We start from the raw sequence: 17,509 nt of genomic DNA, 5'->3' as shown, positions 1-17,509 counted from the left end.
AGGGCGTCGCGGAGTGCGGTGCAATCATGGCTCTCCCCGCTCGTGCTCCCGGTAGGCGTCCGCGATGGCGTCGGGAATGCGGCCCCGGTCCGCCACGAAGTAGCCGTTGGCGCGCGCCCAGTCGCGGATGACCTGGTTCCGGCCCCGTGGTCGGCGTCTCCGGCGCGGATGCCGGACGGGTGCGGGTACGCGGCGCCCGGCCACGACGAACGGATGGAGCGCGGCGCGCAGGGCGCGTGCCTCCGCCGGCGTCAACTCGACCTCGTACTGCTGCCCGTCGAGCGCGAACGCGATGATCTCGGAGCTCGCGACCCAGCCGCTCACCGTCGGCTGTCCGGCAGCACCGGACGACCGTGGCCTCTGTCGTCGCGGACGGCGACGACCGCTCCCACCGACAGCAGTACCGCGCCGGCGGTCAGCAACAGCCACGCCACGACGTGTGCGGCCAGGGAGCCCCCCGCCACGACCAGGAGGCCGGCCATCACGATCCCCAGGACAGAGGCGAAGAGCACGCGCCGGACCATGAATACTCTGCAACGACACTTCGGGGTGTGCATCGTTCCCATTCTCGAATTTCTCGTCGTCGGGGTCCTCGGCGCCCGTGTGGCGTGGTCGCCGCTGATGCCGATATGTCGACCCCGTCGCGGGAGACTGTTCGGCCGGCGTTCTGAGGGGGTGATTCCTCGCCGTGGAGGAGATGTCCGGTCGGCAGGACGCCTCTGTGAAGGGCGCAGGACGAGAATCTTCGACTGTCCGTTCAGGAGGCGCCGTGACCAGGCGCGATCGTCACTGTCGCCGGTGGGCCGGGCCATGCGGTGACAATGCACGGTCTGTGGAATACATCCGCTGGGTCGGTGTCGCCGACGCCGGACGTCGGAGGGGGCACAACGTCGGCGACACCGATGGACATGATTACCGAAACTGCGACCCGATGCAACTTCGACTCGAAGAACAGAGTGAGCGGAGTGAATGGAGCGTGTCCGGTCACTACGGTTGCGGGCATCCGATCCTGGTGTCTGGCCGGTCGCCCCGCGAGAACTCCGAACAATTCCGCCGCGTCGCCCATCCGGTTCTCCGTGCGTGGAGAGCGGCAACGGCTCACCGCCCGCGGTCGGCTGCACCATCAGGGGCCGGGTTCCGGCGTGCGGAACGGCCACGCGTGCCGACCCGTGCACGCTTGACCTTCGACCCGGCTCGAAGGTCTACCGTCGCGCCGTGGTCCGCTACCGCATCTCGCAGCTCGCCGAACGGGTCGGCGTCCCGTCGACGACGCTGCGCTACTACGAGTCCCGGGGCCTGCTCCCCGCCCGGCGGACCCCCGGCAGCTACCGGAGCTACGACGAGCGCGACGTCGAGCGGGTCCGGTTCATCGTCACCGCCAAGGATCTCGGGCTCCCGCTCGACCGGATCCGCGACCTGCTCGGAGTCTGGCGGGACGGCATGTGCCGCGACGTCCGCAGCCGGCTCCTCCCGCTGGTCACGGGCCAGATCGACGCGGCCGACGACCGCGTCCGGGACCTCCGCGCGTTCCGCGGGCGGCTCGTCGCGGCCCGGGACCGGCTGCGCGCCCTGCCCGACCGCGACGCACCGTGCGACCCGGACTGCGCCTTCCTCACCGGTGGTGGCCCGGCCGCGGACGCGCCACCCCCGGTCGCCTGCGCGCTGGATCCCGCTGACCACGCCGCCCGGCTCGACCGCTGGCGGACGGTCCTGTCCGGGACGGCGCCCCGGCGTCTCGGCGACGGGAGCGTCCGGACGGAGATCGACCACGACCGCACCGCCGGGATCGCCGCGCTGATCGCCGACGAGGTGCGGTGCTGCCCGTTCCTCACCTTCACCCTCACCGTCACCCACGACGGCGCCCGGCTCGACGCGTCCGCTCCTCCCGACGCCCGGCACCTGCTCGACGACCTGTTCACGGCCCCGACCGGAGTCCTCCCGTGCTGATCCTCAAGTCCGTGCTGCTGTTCCTGCTCGCCGCCCTGTTCGAGATCGGCGGCGCGTGGCTGGTCTGGCAGGGGGTCCGCGAGCATCGTGGCTGGATCTGGATCGGGGCGGGCGTGGTCGCGCTGGGGATCTACGGGTTCGTCGCGGCCCTGCAGCCGGACGCGAACTTCGGACGGATCCTCGCGGCCTACGGCGGGGTGTTCGTGGCGGGGTCCCTGGCCTGGGGTGTCGTCGCCGACGGGTTCCGGCCGGACCGCTACGACGTCACCGGCGCGCTGATCTGCCTCGCCGGCGTCGCCGTGATCATGTATGCGCCGAGGTCCGGCGCGCTCTGAGGGTCAGGGCTCCCCGACGGCCGAGATCGAGTACCGGTGCACGTCGGCGGTGAGGATCCGCGCGGCGGTGCCGTCGTCCGTGCCGGAGCCGCGGAAGGCCAGCAGCTCGTCCTCGCCCGCCCAGCGCTCGTAGACGTTCACCCGCTGCGGGTCGAGCGGATCGGCGGTGATCGTGAAGTCGAGGCATCCGGCGGCACCGCGGGCGAGCGCGACGACCGTCGCGCAGTCGGCGACGTAGCGGTCGCGGTCCGCGGCGTCGACGAGCAGGTGTCCGGCGACGATGAGCATGTCCTGGTGACCGCGCCCGCCGGCCGTACTCATCGGTCGAGGGCGACCCCGCCCGCCACCGCGTGCAGGTCCCACCCCGCCAGCTGGACGCCCGGTGACCGCCACGCGTGCTGCACCGCGGCGGTGTGCGCGAACAGCGGTTCCGGCAGGTCGTCCGGATCGGCCCAGGTCCAGGCGTCGACGGCGTGCGGCTCGGTGACGGCGAGCTCGGCCCCGGCCGGGGCGGGCACGTGCACCGCGAACGTGACGCCGCTGCCGGCGGTCCGCACGCACACCGCGAACAGCGTGCCGGTCGTGGCCACCACCCCGGTCTCCTCGGCGAGCTCGCGCAGCGCGGTCCGCACCGGGGCCTCGGCGCCCTCGAGGTGCCCGCCGGGGAACGACCAGCTCGGCGTCTCGCCGGCGGTGACGCGGTGGCCGATGGCGACCCGGCCGTCGTCGCGCCGGAGGACGACACCGACACCGGAGACCGGACGCGCGAGGTGATCCACGGGTGCACCCTCGCACCCGCGGCCGCCGGGTGCGCGCGAGTTCCCCCGGAGGGCCCGCGTCGGTCATCCTTCGGGCATGGACCTCGCCGCCGAGCGCGCCCGTGTGGCCGGCCGGATCGCGTCGCTGCGGCGGGAGATCGAGGCGCTGGCCGAGGAGCAGGCCTTCACCAGCCACGACGACGAGCACGATCCCGAGGGCGTCACGATCGCCGTCCAGCGGGCGCAGCTGCAGGGGCTGCTCGACGTGGCCGAGCGGGAGCACGCCGATCTCGGCAGGGCCGCGGAGCGGGTCGCGGACGGCAGCTACGGCGTCTGCGTGCTCTGCGGACGGCCGATCGGGACGGAACGCCTCGAGGCGCTGCCCGCAACGACGACCTGCATCACCTGCGCGTCCCGGCCGCGCCGCGGCCGTCAGCCGGGCCCCGGGCCCCGCTGATCCGGCGCGCCGCCCCCACCGGGCAGCTCCACGACCACCCGGGCACCACCGCCGGGCCGGTCCTCGATCCACACGCTGCCGTCGTGCCGCCGGACGTGCACGGCGACCAGCGACAGACCCAGCCCGGTGCCGCCGCCGTCGCCACGGCTCCCGGCGAGGGTCCCGCGGGAGAACCGCTCGAAGACCTCGGTCCGGCGCCCGGCCGGGACGCCGGGACCGTCGTCGTCGACCTCGATGCGGGCGCGGCCGTCGCGGGCCGAGACGCCCACCCGCAGCGCGCCGCCGCCGTGCGCGTCGGCGTTGTCGAGCAGGTTGCCGAGCACCTGGTCGAGCCGCCGCCGGTCGGCGTGGACGGTCACCGCGGCGGGGGCGTCGATCTCCGGCGGCGTGCCGCAGCCCCGGGCCGCCACCAGGCCGCGGACGAGCTCCCCGAGCTCCCACGGCTCCCGCTCGAGATCGTCGCTGCGGGAGATCTCCAGCAGGTCCACCACCATCCGGCGGAACCGCTGGACGTCGCCGTCGAGCAGGTCCACGGCCTGCTGCGCCGTCGGCGGCAGCTCCGCACGCCGCCTGCGCAGCACCGCCACCGCGTTCACCAGCGTGGTCAGCGGCGACCGCAGCTCGTGGCTGACGTCGGCGGCGAACCGGGCGTCGCGCTGCACCCGGTGCTCCAGGTCGTCGGCGGTCCGGTTGAACGTGGCGACCAGCGGCGCGAGCTCGGCGTCGGCGCTGTCCGGGAGGCGGGCGGCCAGGTCGCCGCCGGCGACCCGTCCGGCGGCCCGGGTGAGCTCGGTGAGCGGCAGCAGCGCCCGCCGTCCGGCCCAGTGGCCGAGCGCGAGCCCGAGCACCGTGCTGACGGCGACCCCGGCGAACAGCACCAGCCCCAGGAACCGCAGGGTGCCGTCGGGCCGCTGGATCGGGAAGACCTCCACGAGGAGGTCCCCGCCGGGCATCGGATGGGCGACGACGAGTGCCGGCATCCCGCCGACCACCAGCTGCTCGCGGGCCGGGACACCCGGCCGTGCCGCGTCGAGCAGCGAGCGGGGGAGCAGTTCCGGGTCGACCGCACGACCGCTGGTCGTCCAGCGGCCGTCGCGGCGCAGCGCCACCGTGGTGTCCGGCGTCCCGGCGAGGCCGGTGAGCAGCTCGCCCAGACCGTCCCCGTCGGGCCGGGTGGTGACGGCCTGCTCGACGAGCCGCAGGTTGACGTCGGCCTGCCGGACCGCGCCCTCGATCCGCTGCTCCTCCAGGTGGTAGGAGGCGAGGTTCCAGGTGACGGTGGCGAACAGCCCGGTCACGACCAGCGAGACCAGCGCGAACGCGACGCCGACGCGGTGGCGCAGCGGGAGGTGGCGCAGCGGCAGGCGGTCGAGCACGGACGGCATCCTGCCGTGCCGGGTCACGCCGGCCGGCCGGGCACCGGTTCCTCGGCCTGCCCGACCTTGTACCCGGCGCCCCGGACCGTCAGGACGACCGACGGCCGGTCCGGGTCGGTCTCGACCTTGCGCCGCAGCCGTCGCACGTGGACGTCGAGGAGCCGGGTGTCGCCGTGGTACTCGTAGCCCCACACCCGCGACAGCAGCTCGTCCCGGGTGACGATCCGCCCGGCGGCCGCGGCCAGCTCGGCGAGGAGCCGGAACTCGGTGCGGGTGAGGTGCACCGGCGCGCCCGCCCGCAGCACGACGCCCTCGTCGGGCCGCAGCTCGACGTCGCCGAGCACCAGCCGGCGCGGCGCGGCGGGTGCCGGGCGGCGCCGCCGCAGCAACGCCCGGATCCGGGCCGCGAGCTCGCCGGCGACCAGCGGTTTCGTCACGTAGTCGTCGGCACCCGCCTCGAGCCCGGTGATGACGTCCGCCGAGTCCGACCGTGCGGTCACCATGATGATCGGCAGGTCGCCGGCGTCGCGGAGTCGCCGGCAGACGGTGAACCCGTCGATGCCGGGCAGCATCAGGTCGAGGAGGACGAGGTCGATGCCCGGGTCGCCCGCGCGCTCGAGGGCCTCCTCGCCGGTGTGGACGGCGTCGACGTCGAACCCCTCGTCGTCCAGCGCCAGCCCGAGCGCGCGCCCGATCCGGACGTCGTCGTCGACCAGCAGGACCCGGGTCCGTGTCACACCGCGTTCAGCCATGGTGGTCCCAGGGTGCCCTGCGGGCCGCGCCACCGCGGCGCGACCGTGGCGCCCGCCGGGCGATCGTCAGGAGATCGCAAGTACACGGGGTCGTCAGGGTGCGAGTGCGGCGCCGCAGCGCCAGCATGTCCGTGGCGGGGCGCCGTCGTCACCGGGGGAGGGCATCGCCCCGCAGTCCGGGCACAGCCGGTCCAGCCAGCACACCGGGTCACCGACGTCGTCGGTGTCGCCGGTGCCCGGGGTTCCGGCGGGCGGTGTGTCGGGCACGCCGCCATCGGACCACCGGGGGCGGTGCGCCGTCCAGGACGGCCCTCCCCGCGTCTCACCGCCCGCCGCGCGCCACCAGGACCGAGTTGACGACGTCGGTCCACGGATGGACCTCCAGCAGGACGTCCAGGTCCGGGAGGTCCGCGGCCGTCACCTCCGGGTAGAGCAGGGTGCGCAGCCCGGCCGCGGTGCGCACCAGCAGCGTCGCCCCGGGCGCGGCCTCCGCCAGCCGGGTGGTCAGCGCCCGCTTCTCCGGGGCGTCCGCCCCGACCAGCGCGCCGACGAGCACGACGTCGGCCTGCGCCAGCTCGGCGTCCAGACCGGGGTCCGGGACGGCCGCGGTCACGTCGGCGACCAGGGTGCGAGCGGGGATCCCCAGCGCCGTGGCGACGGCGTCACCCGCACGGGCCGCGTCGGCGTCGCGGTCGACGTGCACCACCTCGGCGCCGTGCCGGGCGGCCAGCACCAGCCCGGTGAGCGGCAGGGGGCCCGAGCCCAGCACGACGGCCCGGCGCGGGGCGGGGACCCCGACCGCGTCGAGGGAGGCGAGTTCCAGCCGGACGAGATCGTGGTAGTTGCCCAGGTAGGGGAAGAGATCGAGCTCGGCGACGGGGTCGGCGGCCGCGGCGATCCGCGCCGCCCAGTGCTGTTCCATCCGGCCCTCACCGGTGGAGGACAGCTCGCGCAGGCGGTCCGCGCACGGTGCGATCTGCTCGAGGACGCGGGAGGTGTCGCCGGTGGGCGGATGACAGCACAGCCCGACGAGCTCACCGAACGCCGCGTCGACCTCCGGGGCGGGGCGCAGGTCCGTCCGCTCCAGCTCGTCGCACAGCGCGACCAGTCGCGCGACCGTCAGCGTGACGTCGTCCCCGTCGTGGTGACGGCGGGGTCCGGGGAAGCCGGATGTGGTGATCGGACGGCTGCTCTGCGTGGTCACGATGATCCACCGTATCCAATGAAAACCGTTACGCATGTCGGTCGACCGGGTGGCGTAGAAAACAGAGCGTTTGCTCCACATTCTCGGTAGCGTGGCGGACGCCGGACGCGACCGAGGAGGAACGGCATGTGGGGATGGCTGGCGCTGGCGGTGCTCGCGGAGGTGACGGCCACCGTCTCGCTGCGCTTCTCGGAGGGCTTCAGCAGGCTGGTGCCGTCGCTGGTCACGGTGCTCGGCTACGGGACCGCGTTCTGGGCGCTGTCCCAGGCACTGACCCGGGGGATGCCGCTGGGGATCGCCTACGGCGTCTGGGCGGCCGTCGGCGTCGCACTCGTCGCCCTGATCGGCGCGGCGTTCCTGGGGGAGTCCCTGACCTGGGTGCAGGTCGGCGGGATCGCGATGGTCATCGGCGGCGTGCTCGCGCTCGAGATGGGTGGGTCGTCCTCGCATGCCTGAGACGTCCGACGGGCGGCTCCGCAAGGGGGAGCGGCGCCGTCGCGCCCTCCTGGACGCGACGATGCGGCTCGTCGGGCGGTCCGGCACCGCCGCCGTGACCCAGCGGGCGGTCGCGACGGAGGCCGGGGTGCCGCCGAGTGCCGTCCTCTACTACTTCGACTCGGTCGACGGCCTGCTGATCGCGGCCCTCACCGACGTGAACGACCGCTGGGTGGCCCGCCTGGAGGCTCTCGGCTCGGTCGGTGAGCTGGTCGCACTGGTCGACGACTGTGCCCGCCAGGACCGGTTGCTGACCGTCGCCGAGTACGAGCTCCTCCTGCACGCCGCCCGCCGCGACGACCTGCGGGGCGAGCTGCACCGCTGGGACACGGCGCTCGCCGGAGCGGCCGCCCGCCTGCTCCCCGGCGACGACGGACGCCGGGCGCTCCTGGTCGCCGCGGTGAACGGGCTCTGCCTGGGCGCCGCGCTCGGCTCCCCGTACGACACCGGGCCGCTGACCCGGCTCGTGGCCGGCTGAGCGTCCGGGGCCCGGTACCCCGGACGGGTGGGTTCCCGGACGGCCGCGCCCGACGGCCGGTCGGGGCCGGGACGCGCGCGGGATACCGTGGGCCGCATGAGCCCGGATCGCCACTCGGAGTCCGTGGAGAACTACCTGAAGACGATCTTCCTGCTGGCGGAGCGCTGGGAGGGGTCGGTGGGTGTCTCCGCGCTGGCCGAGCGGCTGGGGGTGTCGTCGCCGTCGGCGTCGGGGATGGTGCGCAAGCTCGTCGAGGCGGGTCTGGTCGATCACGCCCGGTACGCGGGCATCACACTCACCCCGTCCGGACGGGAGTCCGCGCTGGCCGTCGTGCGCCGGCACCGGCTGATCGAGATGTTCCTGGTCACCGAGCTCGACCTGGCCTGGGACGAGGTGCACGAGGAGGCCGAGGCGCTCGAGCACGCGGTGTCCGACCGGCTGCTGGACCGGATCGACGACCGGCTCGGCCACCCGCGGTACGACCCGCACGGGGACCCGATCCCGGGCCGGGACGGCCGGATGCCCGAGGTCCGGGCGCGGCGGCTGCCCGAGCTGAAGTTCGGCGAGGGCGGCGAGCTGGTCCGGGTCGACGACACCGATCCGGAGGTGCTGCGCTACCTCGACGCCCACGACGTCCGGCTGGGCGACCGCGTCGACCTGCTCACCCGCAAGCCGTTCGACGGCCCGTTCGTGGTGCGGCTGCGCCGCGGCGACGCGGAGGACCGGACCGCGGCCGACGCCGAGGAGGAGTGGGGGCCGTCGCTGGCCCGTGCGCTCTGGGTCGGGGCGGACGAACCCGCCTGACGACCGCGGCGGGGCCGGAAGAGCCCGGCCCCGCCGCGTCCGTGGTCAGGACGACCGGTCGGTCGGCGGGTCGCCGGCCTCCTCACCGGACTCCCCGCCGGGCGTCGTCGTGGTGGTGGAACGGACCGTCGCGAACTCCGCGACGGTCGTCTCCGACATCAGCGGATCAGTGGCGTCCGGCTCGGTCTGCGAGCCGGTGATCTGCGTCCCCGACGCCCCGGGTTCCGCCGCCGGATTGCGCCTGCTGCTCTCCCGCAGGCTCGTCAGCGGGGACGGTTCCACGGGCAGCGCGACGACGAACCGTTCCTCGCTCAGCGCCCGCGCCAGCCCGACCGCCATCAGGATCAGCACGATCCCCAGTGGCAGCCCGGCGACGATCGAGGCGGTCTGCAGTGCCGACAGGGCGTCCGTGCCGGTCGCGGCGCCCGCGGCGAGCAGGACCGCGGCGATCACGCCCTCCATGACCGCCCAGAACAGCCGCTGCTGCCAGCGGGGGTTCGGGTCGCCGCCGTTGGTGAGGATGTCGACCACCAGCGACCCGGAGTCCGAGGAGGTGGCGAAGAACAGCACGACCACGAACACGGTCAGGACCGAGGCCAGGGTGATCAGGATCCCGGGGACCGGCAGCTGTTCGAGCAGCTGGTAGATCGCGGTCTCCGCGGACGCCTCGGCGAGCGGGTTGTCCGGGTCGTTCCGGACCAGGTCGAGGCCGCTGTCACCGAAGACGGTCAGCCACACCATCGAGGCGCCGACCGGGGCGAACAGGCAGCCGCCGATGAAGTTGCGGATGGTGCGGCCGTAGGAGATCCGGGCCAGGAACATGCCGACGAACGGCGACCAGGAGATCCACCAGCCCCAGTAGAACAGCGTCCAGGCGCCCTGCCACTCCTCCGCGGTGCCGTTCCCGCCGTCCGGGAAGGTCTGGAACGACAGTCCGGGGACCTCCTGGACGTAGGTCCCGACGTTCGCGGCGAGGCTGTTGAGCAGGTCGCGGGTGGGGCCGAAGAAGAACACGAACAGCATCAGGGCGAACGCCAGCCACAGGTTCAGCAGCGCCAGCCGCCGGATGCCCTTGTCCAGGCCGAGCATCAGGGACACGATCGCGATCGCGGTGATCGCGAGGATCAGGACCACCTGGAGAGTGGTGGTGTTCTCCCAGCCGAACAGCGTCTCGAGACCCGCGGCGACCTGCTGCGCCCCGATGCCCAGCGAGGTGGCCAGGCCGAACAGCGTGCCGAAGACCGCGAGCACGTCGACCAGGTAGCCCGGCCAGCCGTTGATCCGGTCCTTGAGCAGCGGGTAGAGCGCCGCGGCGGGCCGCAGGGGCAGGCCCTTGCGGAACGCGAAGTATCCCAGCGACAGACCGAGCACGATGTAGATCGCCCACGGGTGCAGTCCCCAGTGGAAGAACGTGTAGAGCATCGCGTCGCGGGCGGCCTCGGGGGAGCCGCCCTCACCGGTCGGCGGCGCCGTGAAGTGCGAGATCGGCTCGGAGACGGCGTAGAACACCAGACCGATCCCCATGCCCGCGGTGAACAGCATCGCGAACCACGACACCGTCCCGTACTCCGGTGTGGAGTCCGACGGGCCGAGCCGGACCCGACCGTAACGGGACGCCATGAGTCCGATCACGAAGATCAGGAACCCGGTGGCGGAGAAGATGTAGAGCCACCCGAAGGTCGAGGTGATCCAGGTGTTCACGGACTCCGCGACGGACCCCAGCGACCCGGGCGAGAACACCCCCCACGACACGAACGCCACGGCCAGCAGGGCCGAGCTCACGAAGACGGGCGGGCTCGTGTGCTCCCGCAGATATCGGACGATCAACGACTTCCCCCTGGTCTCTCCGGACGGTGCCGACGACCCCTATCACGATTCAGACCATCAGGTCATATCGGACGGACGAGTCGGTACGGGAGATCACGTGCCGTACCGGTCGTCCGGGTGGCCGGGCTCACGGGGGCTGCCTACGCTCGGCAGCACGTGTCCACGTCCGGAGGACCGGTGAACGAGGAGCCCGCCGTGCTCGAGCCTCCCGCCCGCCCGCTGGACGAGCGCGAGCTGCGCGCGCTGGCCGAGATCACCTCGACGACCCAGCGCGACGACCCCGGTCTCGCCCACCGGCTCGCCGGCGTCGAGGGCAACGAACACCCGCCCGTGCATCGCACGGGGACCCCGCTGCGCTGGTGGGTCGTCGGCGCGGTGATGGCGGTCGCGGTCGTGTTCGGACTGGTGGTGCTGGCGCTGCCGGCGGCGGTGGCCCCGGGCGTCGTCCTGGGTGTGCTGCTCGTCGTCGTGCCGGTGGGGTGCCTCGTCTGGGCGCGGCGGCACGGGGAGCTGTAGACACACCTCGGGCCCGGCCCCTGGGCGGGACCGGGCCCGGTACGGGTGTCCGGCGGATCAGCGCGAGGCGTCGGCCGCGCCGGACTCCGTCGTGTTGCCCGCAGTGTTCAGCGAGCCGTCCGAGTTCTCCAGGTGCGCCCGGACGAACCACTGGTACTGCTCGAGCTGACCGGCCTGCGCGATCAGCATGTCCTGGGTGACCTGGTCGAGGGTCTCGAGCTTCTCGATCTGCGTGCGGTGGTCGGAGATCACTCCGCTGTAGACGAGGTCGAGTGCCCCGAGGTGGGCGATCGCGTCGTCCCGGCCGATCGAGTAGTCACCCCAGGTGCGCTCCCGCACCAGGGAACCCGGGGTGCCGTCCGGCGAGCCGCCCAGGGTGGCGATGCGCTCGGCGACGTCGTCGACGAAGCCGCGCACGGAGTCGACCTGCGGGTCGAGCATCTCGTGCACCGCGATGAAGTTCGGGCCGATGACGTTCCAGTGCACGTGCTTGAGCGTGAGCTGGAGGTCGTTGAGAGCGTGCAGGCGGTTCTGGAGCAGGCCGACGATCTGCTCGGCCTCGGCGCGCTCCAGTCCGGGAACCGTGTAACGGACGGTGGCCATGAAGGTGCTCCTCTCGGAAGGGTGTGTCGTCGTTCAGGACGCCGCGGGACGGTCGTCGTCCCGTTCGACCGGCTGCTCACCGAGGTGGACGCCGTCCCCGTCGGGGCTCTCGTCCACGGGTGTGTCGCTCTGCTCGGTGGGGACCGGCCGGCCCTCGGTGTGGGGCTCGTGCGGCGTCGTCATGACAGAGGCGTACCCGGCCCCGGACGGGTTCATGTCCGCACGGCCGCCCCGGATCGTGATAGTTGTGACGGCAACGTCCCGGAGGTGGACATGACGACCGACGACATCCCGCACGGCCTGCACCACGTGACCGCCATCGCCGGGGATCCGCAGCGGAACGCCGACTTCTACACCTCGGTGCTCGGCCTGCGCCTGGTCAAGCGCACCGTCAACTTCGACGCGCCGCAGGTCCACCACCTCTACTACGGCGACGGCGCCGGCCGCCCGTCCACGCTGCTCACCTTCTTCCCGTGGCCGGGCGTCCGGCCGGGGCGGCAGGGCGCGGGACTGACCACCTCGACCGCGTTCGGGATCCCACCCGAGTCGCTGGGCTGGTGGCGGACCCGGCTGGCGGGGCTGGGCGTCGACGCCGACGCCCCGGTCACCCGCGACGGCGAGGAGTCCCTGACCCTGCGCGACCCCGACGGTCTGGTCGTCGAGCTGGTCGCGGCGCCCGGCGACCACCGCTCGGGCTGGGACGGCTCCGGGAGCGTGCCCGCCGAGCACGCGGTCCGTGGCCTGCACGCCGTCACGCTCTCCGAGGAGCAGGCCGAGCCGACCCAGCGGATGCTGACCGAACTCGGCCTGAGCCACGCCGGCGACGACGGCGCCCGCTCCCGGTTCACCGCGCCCGGCCCGGCCGCGACGACCGTCGACGTCGTCGGCGGGGTGTCCGGTCAGGGACTGCAGGCCGGTGGCACGGTGCACCACATCGCGTTCCGGGTCGCCGACCGCGCCGCCCAGGAGCGGTGGCGGGCGGAGCTGGTCGAGCGCGGCCTCGACGTCACCGCCGTCCTCGACCGGCAGTACTTCACCTCGATCTACTTCCGGGAGCCGGGCGGGGTGCTCTTCGAGATCGCCACCGACGGGCCCGGTTTCGACGTCGACGAGCCGCTGCTCGAGCTCGGAAGGACGTTGAGGCTGCCGCCGTGGCTGGAGCCCGACCGCGCCACGATCGAGGCGAACCTTCCGCCGGTGACCGTCGGGGGCTGAGCCCGCCGGGCCGGATCAGGAGTCGAACTGCTCCTCGCGGACACCGGCCGTCCCGCCGGTGAGGTGATCGAGCGTCTTCGTGACCCGCAGCAGCCGCTCCAGCCCCGGGCCGCGGTTGTCGAGGTGCATCGGCACCCCGGCCGACGCCGTGCGGCGACGGACCATGAGCAGCGAGGACAGACCGTAGGAGTCGCAGTACGCCAGGTCCGAGCAGTCCACCCGGAGCTCGCGCAGGTCACCGATGCGTACCCGGTCGTCGACGCCGGAGGTCAGCGCGTCGGCGCTGTCGTAGTCGAGATCGCCGGCGACGTGCACGCGCGCGACCCCCGGCTGCGGGGTCGTCCAGGTCAGCGACAGCTCGCGCGGGGCGTTCACGCGGTCCCCCCGGTCCGGTGCAGGGGAGGTTCGCCGGGAACCGGTCCCGGCGCGACGCCGGGTCCCTCGGCGGCGGCACCGGCCGCGTCGATCGCGGCCCGCCCGGCGGACGCCGAGCGGAGCACCTCCGTGGCCCGGACGAAGTCGCGCAGCTCGTCGGCGAGCAGGTCCAGCACCGGGACGAGCACGCCTGCCGGGACGGAGCGGGCGGAGAGCACCGCGGCCGTCCAGTCGAGGAACTCGGTGAACACCCGCGATTCCCCGGTGTAGAGCGCGACGCCGAGGAAGTCGACGATGTGCCGGACGTCCTCGGCGGTGTGCATCCGCTGCGCCTCGTCGTAGCCGGACATCGACGGCACCCGCTCGGGCAGCCGGTCGACGACGGCCGCGACGAGCTGCGTGGTGTTCCTGCTGACCAGGGTGAACTCCTGGTCGGACAGGTGGGGGAGGTCGTCCATCGGCTGCGCGTGCGGGTGTGCCGGGGGCGGCAGGCCCGCCGTCAGCGTGTCGGCGGCGGCCCGCGCGTCAGGGGCCCAGGCGTCCGCGCCGAGCTGCCGGGCGTGCCGTCCGTCCCGCCCGAACGCGGGCCCGCCGACGATCACCGGTACCCCGGCGGCCTGGCAGGCCGAGATCGTCGCGTGCGCTGTCGGGAGCCGGGTCGCGATCGACGACGACAGGGCCACCGCGTCCGGACCGGTGCGGTGCAGGTGGGTGATCAGGTGCGGGGACGGGACCTGGGCCCCGAGATAGTCGACGGTGAACCCGCGCAGCCGGAGGACCTCGGCCAGCAGGCGGGCGGGGAGCGCGTGCCACTCACCGTCGACGCACGCGACGGTGATCCGCCCGCGCTCGCCGGAGCCACGCCCGCTCGTGAGCGCGAGGGTGCCGATGACGCGATCGTTGATGGCGGTCGCGGCGTGTTCCTGGGCGACCGAGATCCGGTTCGCCGCCCACTCCTCGCCGACCCGGCCCTGCACGGCCCCGATGATCTCGAGCAGCACCGACTCGGCGTCGACGCCGTCACGCAGCGCGTCGACCACGACGTCGACGGCGGCGTACTCGTCACCGCGGAGCACGGCGTCCCACAGGAGGTCGGCGTACCGGGCGACCTGTCCGGTGGTCTCGGGCCCGCCGGTCATGCGGTGTACCGGCCCCGGCCGTGCCCGCCGACGGCGGTCAGGTGGCTGCCGCGCGGGGCGGTGATGGCGAGGAGCGCCATGTCGTCGTGGGTGTTGCGGCCGACCCACTCGGACGCGAGCATCTGGACCCGTTCCACGACGGCCTCGGCCGGCAGCCCCGTGCACTCGGCGGCGACCCGCTGCAGCCGGTCCTCACCGAACTGGTCGCGGCCCAGCGGCCCGCCCTGCGCCTCGGTGATCCCGTCGGTGTAGAGCAGGCACGTCTCACCGGGGGCGAGGCGGGTCTCGTAGGTGGTGGCCTCGACCGTCGGGAGCGCGCCGACCAGGGTGCCGAGCGTGGCCGCCTCCTCGACCCGGCCGTCCGCCCGGATGATCAACGGCGGCGGGTGACCCGCACACGTCAGCCGCACGTCGACGTCCGAACCGCGGCGGGTCACCGACGCCAGGACGAGCGTCACGAAGCGGGCGTGGTCGTCGCTGAGCAGCGCGTCGTTGAGCAGGCGCAGCAGGCGGAGGTGGTCGCCCGACATGGGGCGCAGGGCGTGCACCGCGCTGCGGATCTTGCCGGTCAGCACGGCGGCCTCGAGCCCCTTGCCGCACACGTCGCCGAGCACGGCGAGGGTCTCGCCGGACTCCTCGGCCGCGGCGTGGACGTCGTAGAAGTCGCCGCCGACCCGCTCGTGGTCCTGCGAGGGCCGGTAGCCACCGGCGAAGTCGACGCCGGACACGTGCTGGAGCGTCGGCGGGAGCAGCTCCCGCATCAGCGTCTCGGTGATCGACGCCTGCTGCGCGAACATCCGGGCGGCCGACATCGCGAGGCCGGCGCGCGCGGCGAACTCGCGCGCGGTCACCTCCTCACCCTCGCTGAACGGCCCGGAACCGGCCCGGCGCAGCAGCACCAGCGCTCCGGCCGGGATCCCGTGCCCGGGCAGCGGTGTGACGACGATCGAGCCGACCTCGCCGAGACCGTCCGGGGCCACCCAGGCGGGCGCCGTGGCCGGGTCGATCCAGCGCGACGGCACCGGCGGGAAGCCCCGCAGCGCCTCGGCGAGCCCGGGCACCTCGTCGGGGTCGAACCGCAGCAGCGCGCTGCGCGGCGTGCCGGTGTCGCCCGAGGTCGCGGACACGACCTGGAACTGCCCGCGGGTCGCCGGGGTGATCACCAGCGCCCCGTCGGCCAGCCGTCCGGCCGCGAGCTCGGCCGTGACCTCCATGCACCGCGAGAGGTTCAGCGATCCCAGCAGGGCGGCGGAGGCCTCGGAGAGGAACGCGGCACGGGCCTGCTCGAGCTGCAGCTCGTCGCGGATGGAGCGGACGTCGGTGACGTCGATCAGCCACCAGGTGACGGAGCCGTCGTCGTGCCGGACCGGCTGCGCCTCCACGGCGCGGCCCCTCGATGACATCGGAGAACGCGGACGGCGTACCGGTCTGCTCGGACGTCGCGGCATGGGCCGTGGCGAGCCACGGCACCACGCGGTCGAGCGGCTCGCCCCTGCGGACCTGGGGAAGGACGCCGTACGCGGCGTCGTTCGCCTCCAGCACGATGCCGTCGGCGCCGACGGTCACGGCGGCGCAGGGGGCGTCCGCCCAGCGCGCGTCGACCGTGGTGGTCGGCTCGCCGACGGTCGGTCCCGTCTCGGTCACGTCGATTCCTGGCTCCCGTCCGGCCGGTCGTCGGCGCCCCGGGTCCCTCCCGGGACGGAATGGCCCACGGTACCGCGTACGCGGACGATCACCACTCAGCTCCCCGATCCGGTCCTCGCCTGCCAGGCGGCTCGGCGATCGGCCGGATCGCGGAGGGCGTCGACCTCGGCGAGGAGCCGGCGCTCCCGCTCCGTGCCGCCGCCGGCGGCGACGGTCCGCTCGGTCTCGGCGAGCGAACGGGCGGCCTCGATCCCGGCCTCGTCGCGGGGCAGCAGCTGGTCCCGGTCGGCACCGTCCTCCGCGTCGACGTGGTGACGCTGCTCGGCGGCGTACGGGTTGTCGTCGGGCAGCCGGCCGCTGAACCGGCCGTAGGCGCCGAGGGACAGCAACACCAGCCCGACGACGAGGCTGAACACGACGTTGGGCATCCGGAACGCCAGCGGGTTGAAGGACGTGCCGATCAGCACGACGTTCACGACGCCCGACAGCAGGAACAGGCCGCCGACGGTGACCGCCACGGTCGAGGCGAGCCGACCGCCACGGATCGCCGCCGCGATCAGGACGGTGCCGACGACCAGCGAGATCGTGGAGAGCAGCGTGTTGGTGCTCATCCCGAGCAGCGGGGGACCGTCGGTCGTGAGGACCCCCAGGGTGTCCGCGAAGCCGAGCGATCCGAAGACCCAGAGCACCGTGCCCACCAGGGCGGAGCCGATCCGGTGCAGCAGGTCGAGCAGGCGCGGGTCGGACCCGGGTGAAGTCATGTCGTCCCTCCGTTCCGTGGCGCGGGGCGACCAGGGGGATACCCGCCCGGCCGTCGGCGCACACCGGGACGGCCGCGGGGCCGGTCCGGGGCCGTGCCTCAGCCGCGTCTCAGGTTCGGTGGGCACCCTGGGGACGACGTCCCGGGAAGGGGGAGCCATGACCTGGCTGGACGTGCTGGTCGTGATCGTGGTGCTGGCCGCTGCGGTGGGCGGGCTCCGCAGGGTGGACGGCGTCGCCAGGGCCGGCGGGCTGCTCGGGCTCGTGGTGGGGGCCGGGATCGGCGCCGCCTGGGGTTCCAACCTGGCGGGCTACGGCGACACCCCGGACTCGGCATGGCTGTGGGGACTGCTGGGGATCGGCGCCGGGCTGCTCCTGGGCTCGGTCGTCGGCGGGTTCCTCGGCGGGCTGGTCAGCCGGGTGCTCGCCAGGGCGAAGCTGACGTTCCTGGACCGCCTGGTCGGCGCCGTGACGGGTGGGGTCACCGCCCTGCTCGTGATGTGGCTGGTGTCCTGGGTCGTCCCGGCGATGGTGGGGCCGGCGGCGCTCACCCCGGTGACCTCGGTGGTCGAGGCGCTCGGCGGGGAGAGCCACGTGCTCGCCTCGGTCGGCGGCCTGTTCCCCGCGACGACGTCCGCGGCGCACGACGTCGTCGACGCCGCTCGACCACCCGCCTGAGCATCCCCGCGTAGCCGGGGAAAGGGAGTGCTCCTCGTCCGATCGCGACGCGCATTCGCCCCCGACGCGCTGCAGGACCCGACGAGGAGCACTCGTCGGGTCAACGCGTCAGAAGCGGGACGGATACCCCCCTGATGCGGTGACAGG

24 protein-coding genes are annotated in these 17,509 nt (G+C 73.9%); 9 read left to right on the top strand and 15 right to left on the bottom strand.

Translation table 11 applies throughout. The annotated features are described in order from the left end of the window. Positions 1-24 precede the first annotated feature (24 nt). A complete protein-coding gene (locus tag AD017_RS35270) occupies positions 25-324 on the bottom strand; it encodes a histone-like nucleoid-structuring protein Lsr2 (RefSeq protein WP_010241789.1) in 300 nt (99 codons plus the stop codon). Beyond that, entirely contained in the window at positions 321-512 is a 192-nt protein-coding gene (locus tag AD017_RS35265) for a hypothetical protein (RefSeq protein WP_168170518.1), read from the bottom strand. Before AD017_RS35265 ends, AD017_RS35270 begins: the two co-directional genes overlap by 4 nt. Before the next feature lie 703 nt (positions 513-1,215). Between AD017_RS35265 and AD017_RS11015 the strand changes: the two genes are divergently transcribed. Then, entirely contained in the window at positions 1,216-1,947 is a 732-nt protein-coding gene (locus AD017_RS11015) for a MerR family transcriptional regulator (protein ID WP_060574153.1), read from the top strand. Beyond that, positions 1,944-2,282 (top strand): YnfA family protein, encoded by a 339-nt coding sequence (locus AD017_RS11010; protein ID WP_212592131.1) that lies wholly within the window; start codon positions 1,944-1,946, stop codon positions 2,280-2,282. The genes AD017_RS11015 and AD017_RS11010 overlap by 4 nt, the downstream gene beginning before the upstream one ends. A gap of 3 nt (positions 2,283-2,285) precedes the next feature. Here the strand turns inward: AD017_RS11010 and AD017_RS11005 are convergent, their stop codons facing one another. After that, a complete protein-coding gene (locus tag AD017_RS11005) occupies positions 2,286-2,603 on the bottom strand; it encodes a putative quinol monooxygenase (RefSeq protein ID WP_010241793.1) in 318 nt (105 codons plus the stop codon). Beyond that, the gene (locus AD017_RS11000; RefSeq protein WP_060574152.1) at positions 2,600-3,061 is read right to left on the bottom strand and encodes an NUDIX domain-containing protein; all 462 of its coding nucleotides are present in this window, start codon (positions 3,059-3,061) and stop codon (positions 2,600-2,602) included. Before AD017_RS11000 ends, AD017_RS11005 begins: the two co-directional genes overlap by 4 nt. Before the next feature lie 76 nt (positions 3,062-3,137). Between AD017_RS11000 and AD017_RS10995 the strand changes: the two genes are divergently transcribed. Then, positions 3,138-3,497, top strand: a complete 360-nt coding sequence (locus AD017_RS10995) for a TraR/DksA C4-type zinc finger protein (protein ID WP_010241797.1) — start codon at positions 3,138-3,140, stop codon at positions 3,495-3,497. Here AD017_RS10995 and AD017_RS10990 read toward each other — a convergent pair. The 4 genes from AD017_RS10990 to AD017_RS10980 all read right to left on the bottom strand — a co-directional run bounded on the left by AD017_RS10990 (position 3,473) and on the right by AD017_RS10980 (position 6,829). Continuing rightward, the gene (locus tag AD017_RS10990) at positions 3,473-4,882 is read right to left on the bottom strand and encodes a HAMP domain-containing sensor histidine kinase (protein WP_033200578.1); all 1,410 of its coding nucleotides are present in this window, start codon (positions 4,880-4,882) and stop codon (positions 3,473-3,475) included. The two genes, AD017_RS10995 and AD017_RS10990, sit on opposite strands and share 25 nt — an antisense overlap. Positions 4,883-4,896: 14 nt before the next feature. Then, positions 4,897-5,625 (bottom strand): response regulator transcription factor, encoded by a 729-nt coding sequence (locus AD017_RS10985; protein WP_010241799.1) that lies wholly within the window; start codon positions 5,623-5,625, stop codon positions 4,897-4,899. 93 nt (positions 5,626-5,718) lie between these two features. After that, entirely contained in the window at positions 5,719-5,892 is a 174-nt protein-coding gene (locus AD017_RS35260) for a hypothetical protein (RefSeq protein ID WP_010241800.1), read from the bottom strand. A 55-nt stretch (positions 5,893-5,947) separates the two neighbouring features. Further along, on the bottom strand, positions 5,948-6,829 hold the full coding sequence (locus tag AD017_RS10980; RefSeq protein ID WP_060574151.1) for a nicotianamine synthase family protein: 882 nt from the start codon (positions 6,827-6,829) through the stop codon (positions 5,948-5,950). A gap of 126 nt (positions 6,830-6,955) precedes the next feature. Here AD017_RS10980 and AD017_RS10975 point away from each other — a divergent pair, with 126 nt between their 5' ends. The 3 genes from AD017_RS10975 (at position 6,956) to AD017_RS10965 (ending at position 8,606) form a co-directional block, all read left to right on the top strand. Next, a complete protein-coding gene (locus AD017_RS10975) occupies positions 6,956-7,285 on the top strand; it encodes a multidrug efflux SMR transporter (RefSeq protein WP_010241802.1) in 330 nt (109 codons plus the stop codon). Beyond that, positions 7,278-7,802, top strand: coding sequence for a TetR/AcrR family transcriptional regulator (locus tag AD017_RS10970; protein WP_010241803.1), 525 nt, complete (start codon positions 7,278-7,280; stop codon positions 7,800-7,802). Before AD017_RS10975 ends, AD017_RS10970 begins: the two co-directional genes overlap by 8 nt. 96 nt (positions 7,803-7,898) lie before the next feature. Continuing rightward, positions 7,899-8,606, top strand: coding sequence for a metal-dependent transcriptional regulator (locus AD017_RS10965; protein ID WP_029240003.1), 708 nt, complete (start codon positions 7,899-7,901; stop codon positions 8,604-8,606). A 45-nt stretch (positions 8,607-8,651) separates the two neighbouring features. Here the strand turns inward: AD017_RS10965 and AD017_RS10960 are convergent, their stop codons facing one another. Further along, the gene (locus AD017_RS10960) at positions 8,652-10,388 is read right to left on the bottom strand and encodes a BCCT family transporter (RefSeq protein ID WP_227012717.1); all 1,737 of its coding nucleotides are present in this window, start codon (positions 10,386-10,388) and stop codon (positions 8,652-8,654) included. A gap of 240 nt (positions 10,389-10,628) precedes the next feature. Here AD017_RS10960 and AD017_RS35255 point away from each other — a divergent pair, with 240 nt between their 5' ends. After that, the gene (locus AD017_RS35255) at positions 10,629-10,949 is read left to right on the top strand and encodes a DUF3040 domain-containing protein (protein ID WP_168170517.1); all 321 of its coding nucleotides are present in this window, start codon (positions 10,629-10,631) and stop codon (positions 10,947-10,949) included. A gap of 57 nt (positions 10,950-11,006) precedes the next feature. Here the strand turns inward: AD017_RS35255 and AD017_RS10950 are convergent, their stop codons facing one another. Continuing rightward, a complete protein-coding gene (locus AD017_RS10950; protein ID WP_060574149.1) occupies positions 11,007-11,552 on the bottom strand; it encodes a Dps family protein in 546 nt (181 codons plus the stop codon). Positions 11,553-11,585: 33 nt separating this feature from the next. After that, a complete protein-coding gene (locus tag AD017_RS35250; protein WP_157179035.1) occupies positions 11,586-11,735 on the bottom strand; it encodes a hypothetical protein in 150 nt (49 codons plus the stop codon). A gap of 90 nt (positions 11,736-11,825) precedes the next feature. Between AD017_RS35250 and AD017_RS10940 the strand changes: the two genes are divergently transcribed. After that, positions 11,826-12,767: a ring-cleaving dioxygenase gene (locus tag AD017_RS10940; protein ID WP_033200580.1), complete on the top strand. Its 942-nt coding sequence runs from the start codon at positions 11,826-11,828 to the stop codon at positions 12,765-12,767. 15 nt (positions 12,768-12,782) lie between these two features. Here the strand turns inward: AD017_RS10940 and AD017_RS10935 are convergent, their stop codons facing one another. The 4 genes from AD017_RS10935 to AD017_RS10920 form a co-directional block, all read right to left on the bottom strand. Next, positions 12,783-13,142, bottom strand: a complete 360-nt coding sequence (locus AD017_RS10935; RefSeq protein WP_082399167.1) for an STAS domain-containing protein — start codon at positions 13,140-13,142, stop codon at positions 12,783-12,785. Then, the gene (locus AD017_RS10930) at positions 13,139-14,281 is read right to left on the bottom strand and encodes a B12-binding domain-containing protein (RefSeq protein ID WP_060574147.1); all 1,143 of its coding nucleotides are present in this window, start codon (positions 14,279-14,281) and stop codon (positions 13,139-13,141) included. Before AD017_RS10930 ends, AD017_RS10935 begins: the two co-directional genes overlap by 4 nt. Then, positions 14,278-15,663: a PP2C family protein-serine/threonine phosphatase gene (locus AD017_RS10925; RefSeq protein WP_227012716.1), complete on the bottom strand. Its 1,386-nt coding sequence runs from the start codon at positions 15,661-15,663 to the stop codon at positions 14,278-14,280. The genes AD017_RS10930 and AD017_RS10925 overlap by 4 nt, the downstream gene beginning before the upstream one ends. Positions 15,664-16,020: 357 nt before the next feature. Continuing rightward, positions 16,021-16,686, bottom strand: a complete 666-nt coding sequence (locus AD017_RS10920) for a DUF4383 domain-containing protein (protein WP_060574146.1) — start codon at positions 16,684-16,686, stop codon at positions 16,021-16,023. A 157-nt stretch (positions 16,687-16,843) separates the two neighbouring features. On the opposite strand from AD017_RS10920, the gene AD017_RS10915 reads away from it, so the two are divergent. Continuing rightward, positions 16,844-17,362 carry a CvpA family protein gene (locus tag AD017_RS10915; protein WP_010241821.1) on the top strand — a complete coding sequence of 173 codons (519 nt, stop codon included), beginning with the start codon at positions 16,844-16,846 and terminating at the stop codon, positions 17,360-17,362. Positions 17,363-17,509 lie beyond the last annotated feature (147 nt).

The sequence above is a fragment of the Pseudonocardia sp. EC080619-01 genome (genome assembly GCF_001420995.1).
GTDB lineage: Bacteria > Actinomycetota > Actinomycetes > Mycobacteriales > Pseudonocardiaceae > Pseudonocardia.
This window is presented reverse-complemented; position numbering and strand designations above follow the sequence as displayed.

Coding starts and splice junctions, on each gene's coding strand:
- AD017_RS11005 (WP_010241793.1), bottom strand. CDS start 2,603: ATGAGTACGGCCGGCGGGCGCGGTCACCAGGACATGCTCATCGTCGCC.
- AD017_RS10995 (WP_010241797.1), top strand. CDS start 3,138: ATGGACCTCGCCGCCGAGCGCGCCCGTGTGGCCGGCCGGATCGCGTCG.
- AD017_RS10990 (WP_033200578.1), bottom strand. CDS start 4,882: ATGCCGTCCGTGCTCGACCGCCTGCCGCTGCGCCACCTCCCGCTGCGC.
- AD017_RS10985 (WP_010241799.1), bottom strand. CDS start 5,625: ATGGCTGAACGCGGTGTGACACGGACCCGGGTCCTGCTGGTCGACGAC.
- AD017_RS10975 (WP_010241802.1), top strand. CDS start 6,956: ATGTGGGGATGGCTGGCGCTGGCGGTGCTCGCGGAGGTGACGGCCACC.
- AD017_RS10970 (WP_010241803.1), top strand. CDS start 7,278: ATGCCTGAGACGTCCGACGGGCGGCTCCGCAAGGGGGAGCGGCGCCGT.
- AD017_RS10965 (WP_029240003.1), top strand. CDS start 7,899: ATGAGCCCGGATCGCCACTCGGAGTCCGTGGAGAACTACCTGAAGACG.
- AD017_RS10950 (WP_060574149.1), bottom strand. CDS start 11,552: ATGGCCACCGTCCGTTACACGGTTCCCGGACTGGAGCGCGCCGAGGCC.
- AD017_RS35250 (WP_157179035.1), bottom strand. CDS start 11,735: ATGACGACGCCGCACGAGCCCCACACCGAGGGCCGGCCGGTCCCCACC.
- AD017_RS10940 (WP_033200580.1), top strand. CDS start 11,826: ATGACGACCGACGACATCCCGCACGGCCTGCACCACGTGACCGCCATC.
- AD017_RS10930 (WP_060574147.1), bottom strand. CDS start 14,281: ATGACCGGCGGGCCCGAGACCACCGGACAGGTCGCCCGGTACGCCGAC.
- AD017_RS10920 (WP_060574146.1), bottom strand. CDS start 16,686: ATGACTTCACCCGGGTCCGACCCGCGCCTGCTCGACCTGCTGCACCGG.
- AD017_RS10915 (WP_010241821.1), top strand. CDS start 16,844: ATGACCTGGCTGGACGTGCTGGTCGTGATCGTGGTGCTGGCCGCTGCG.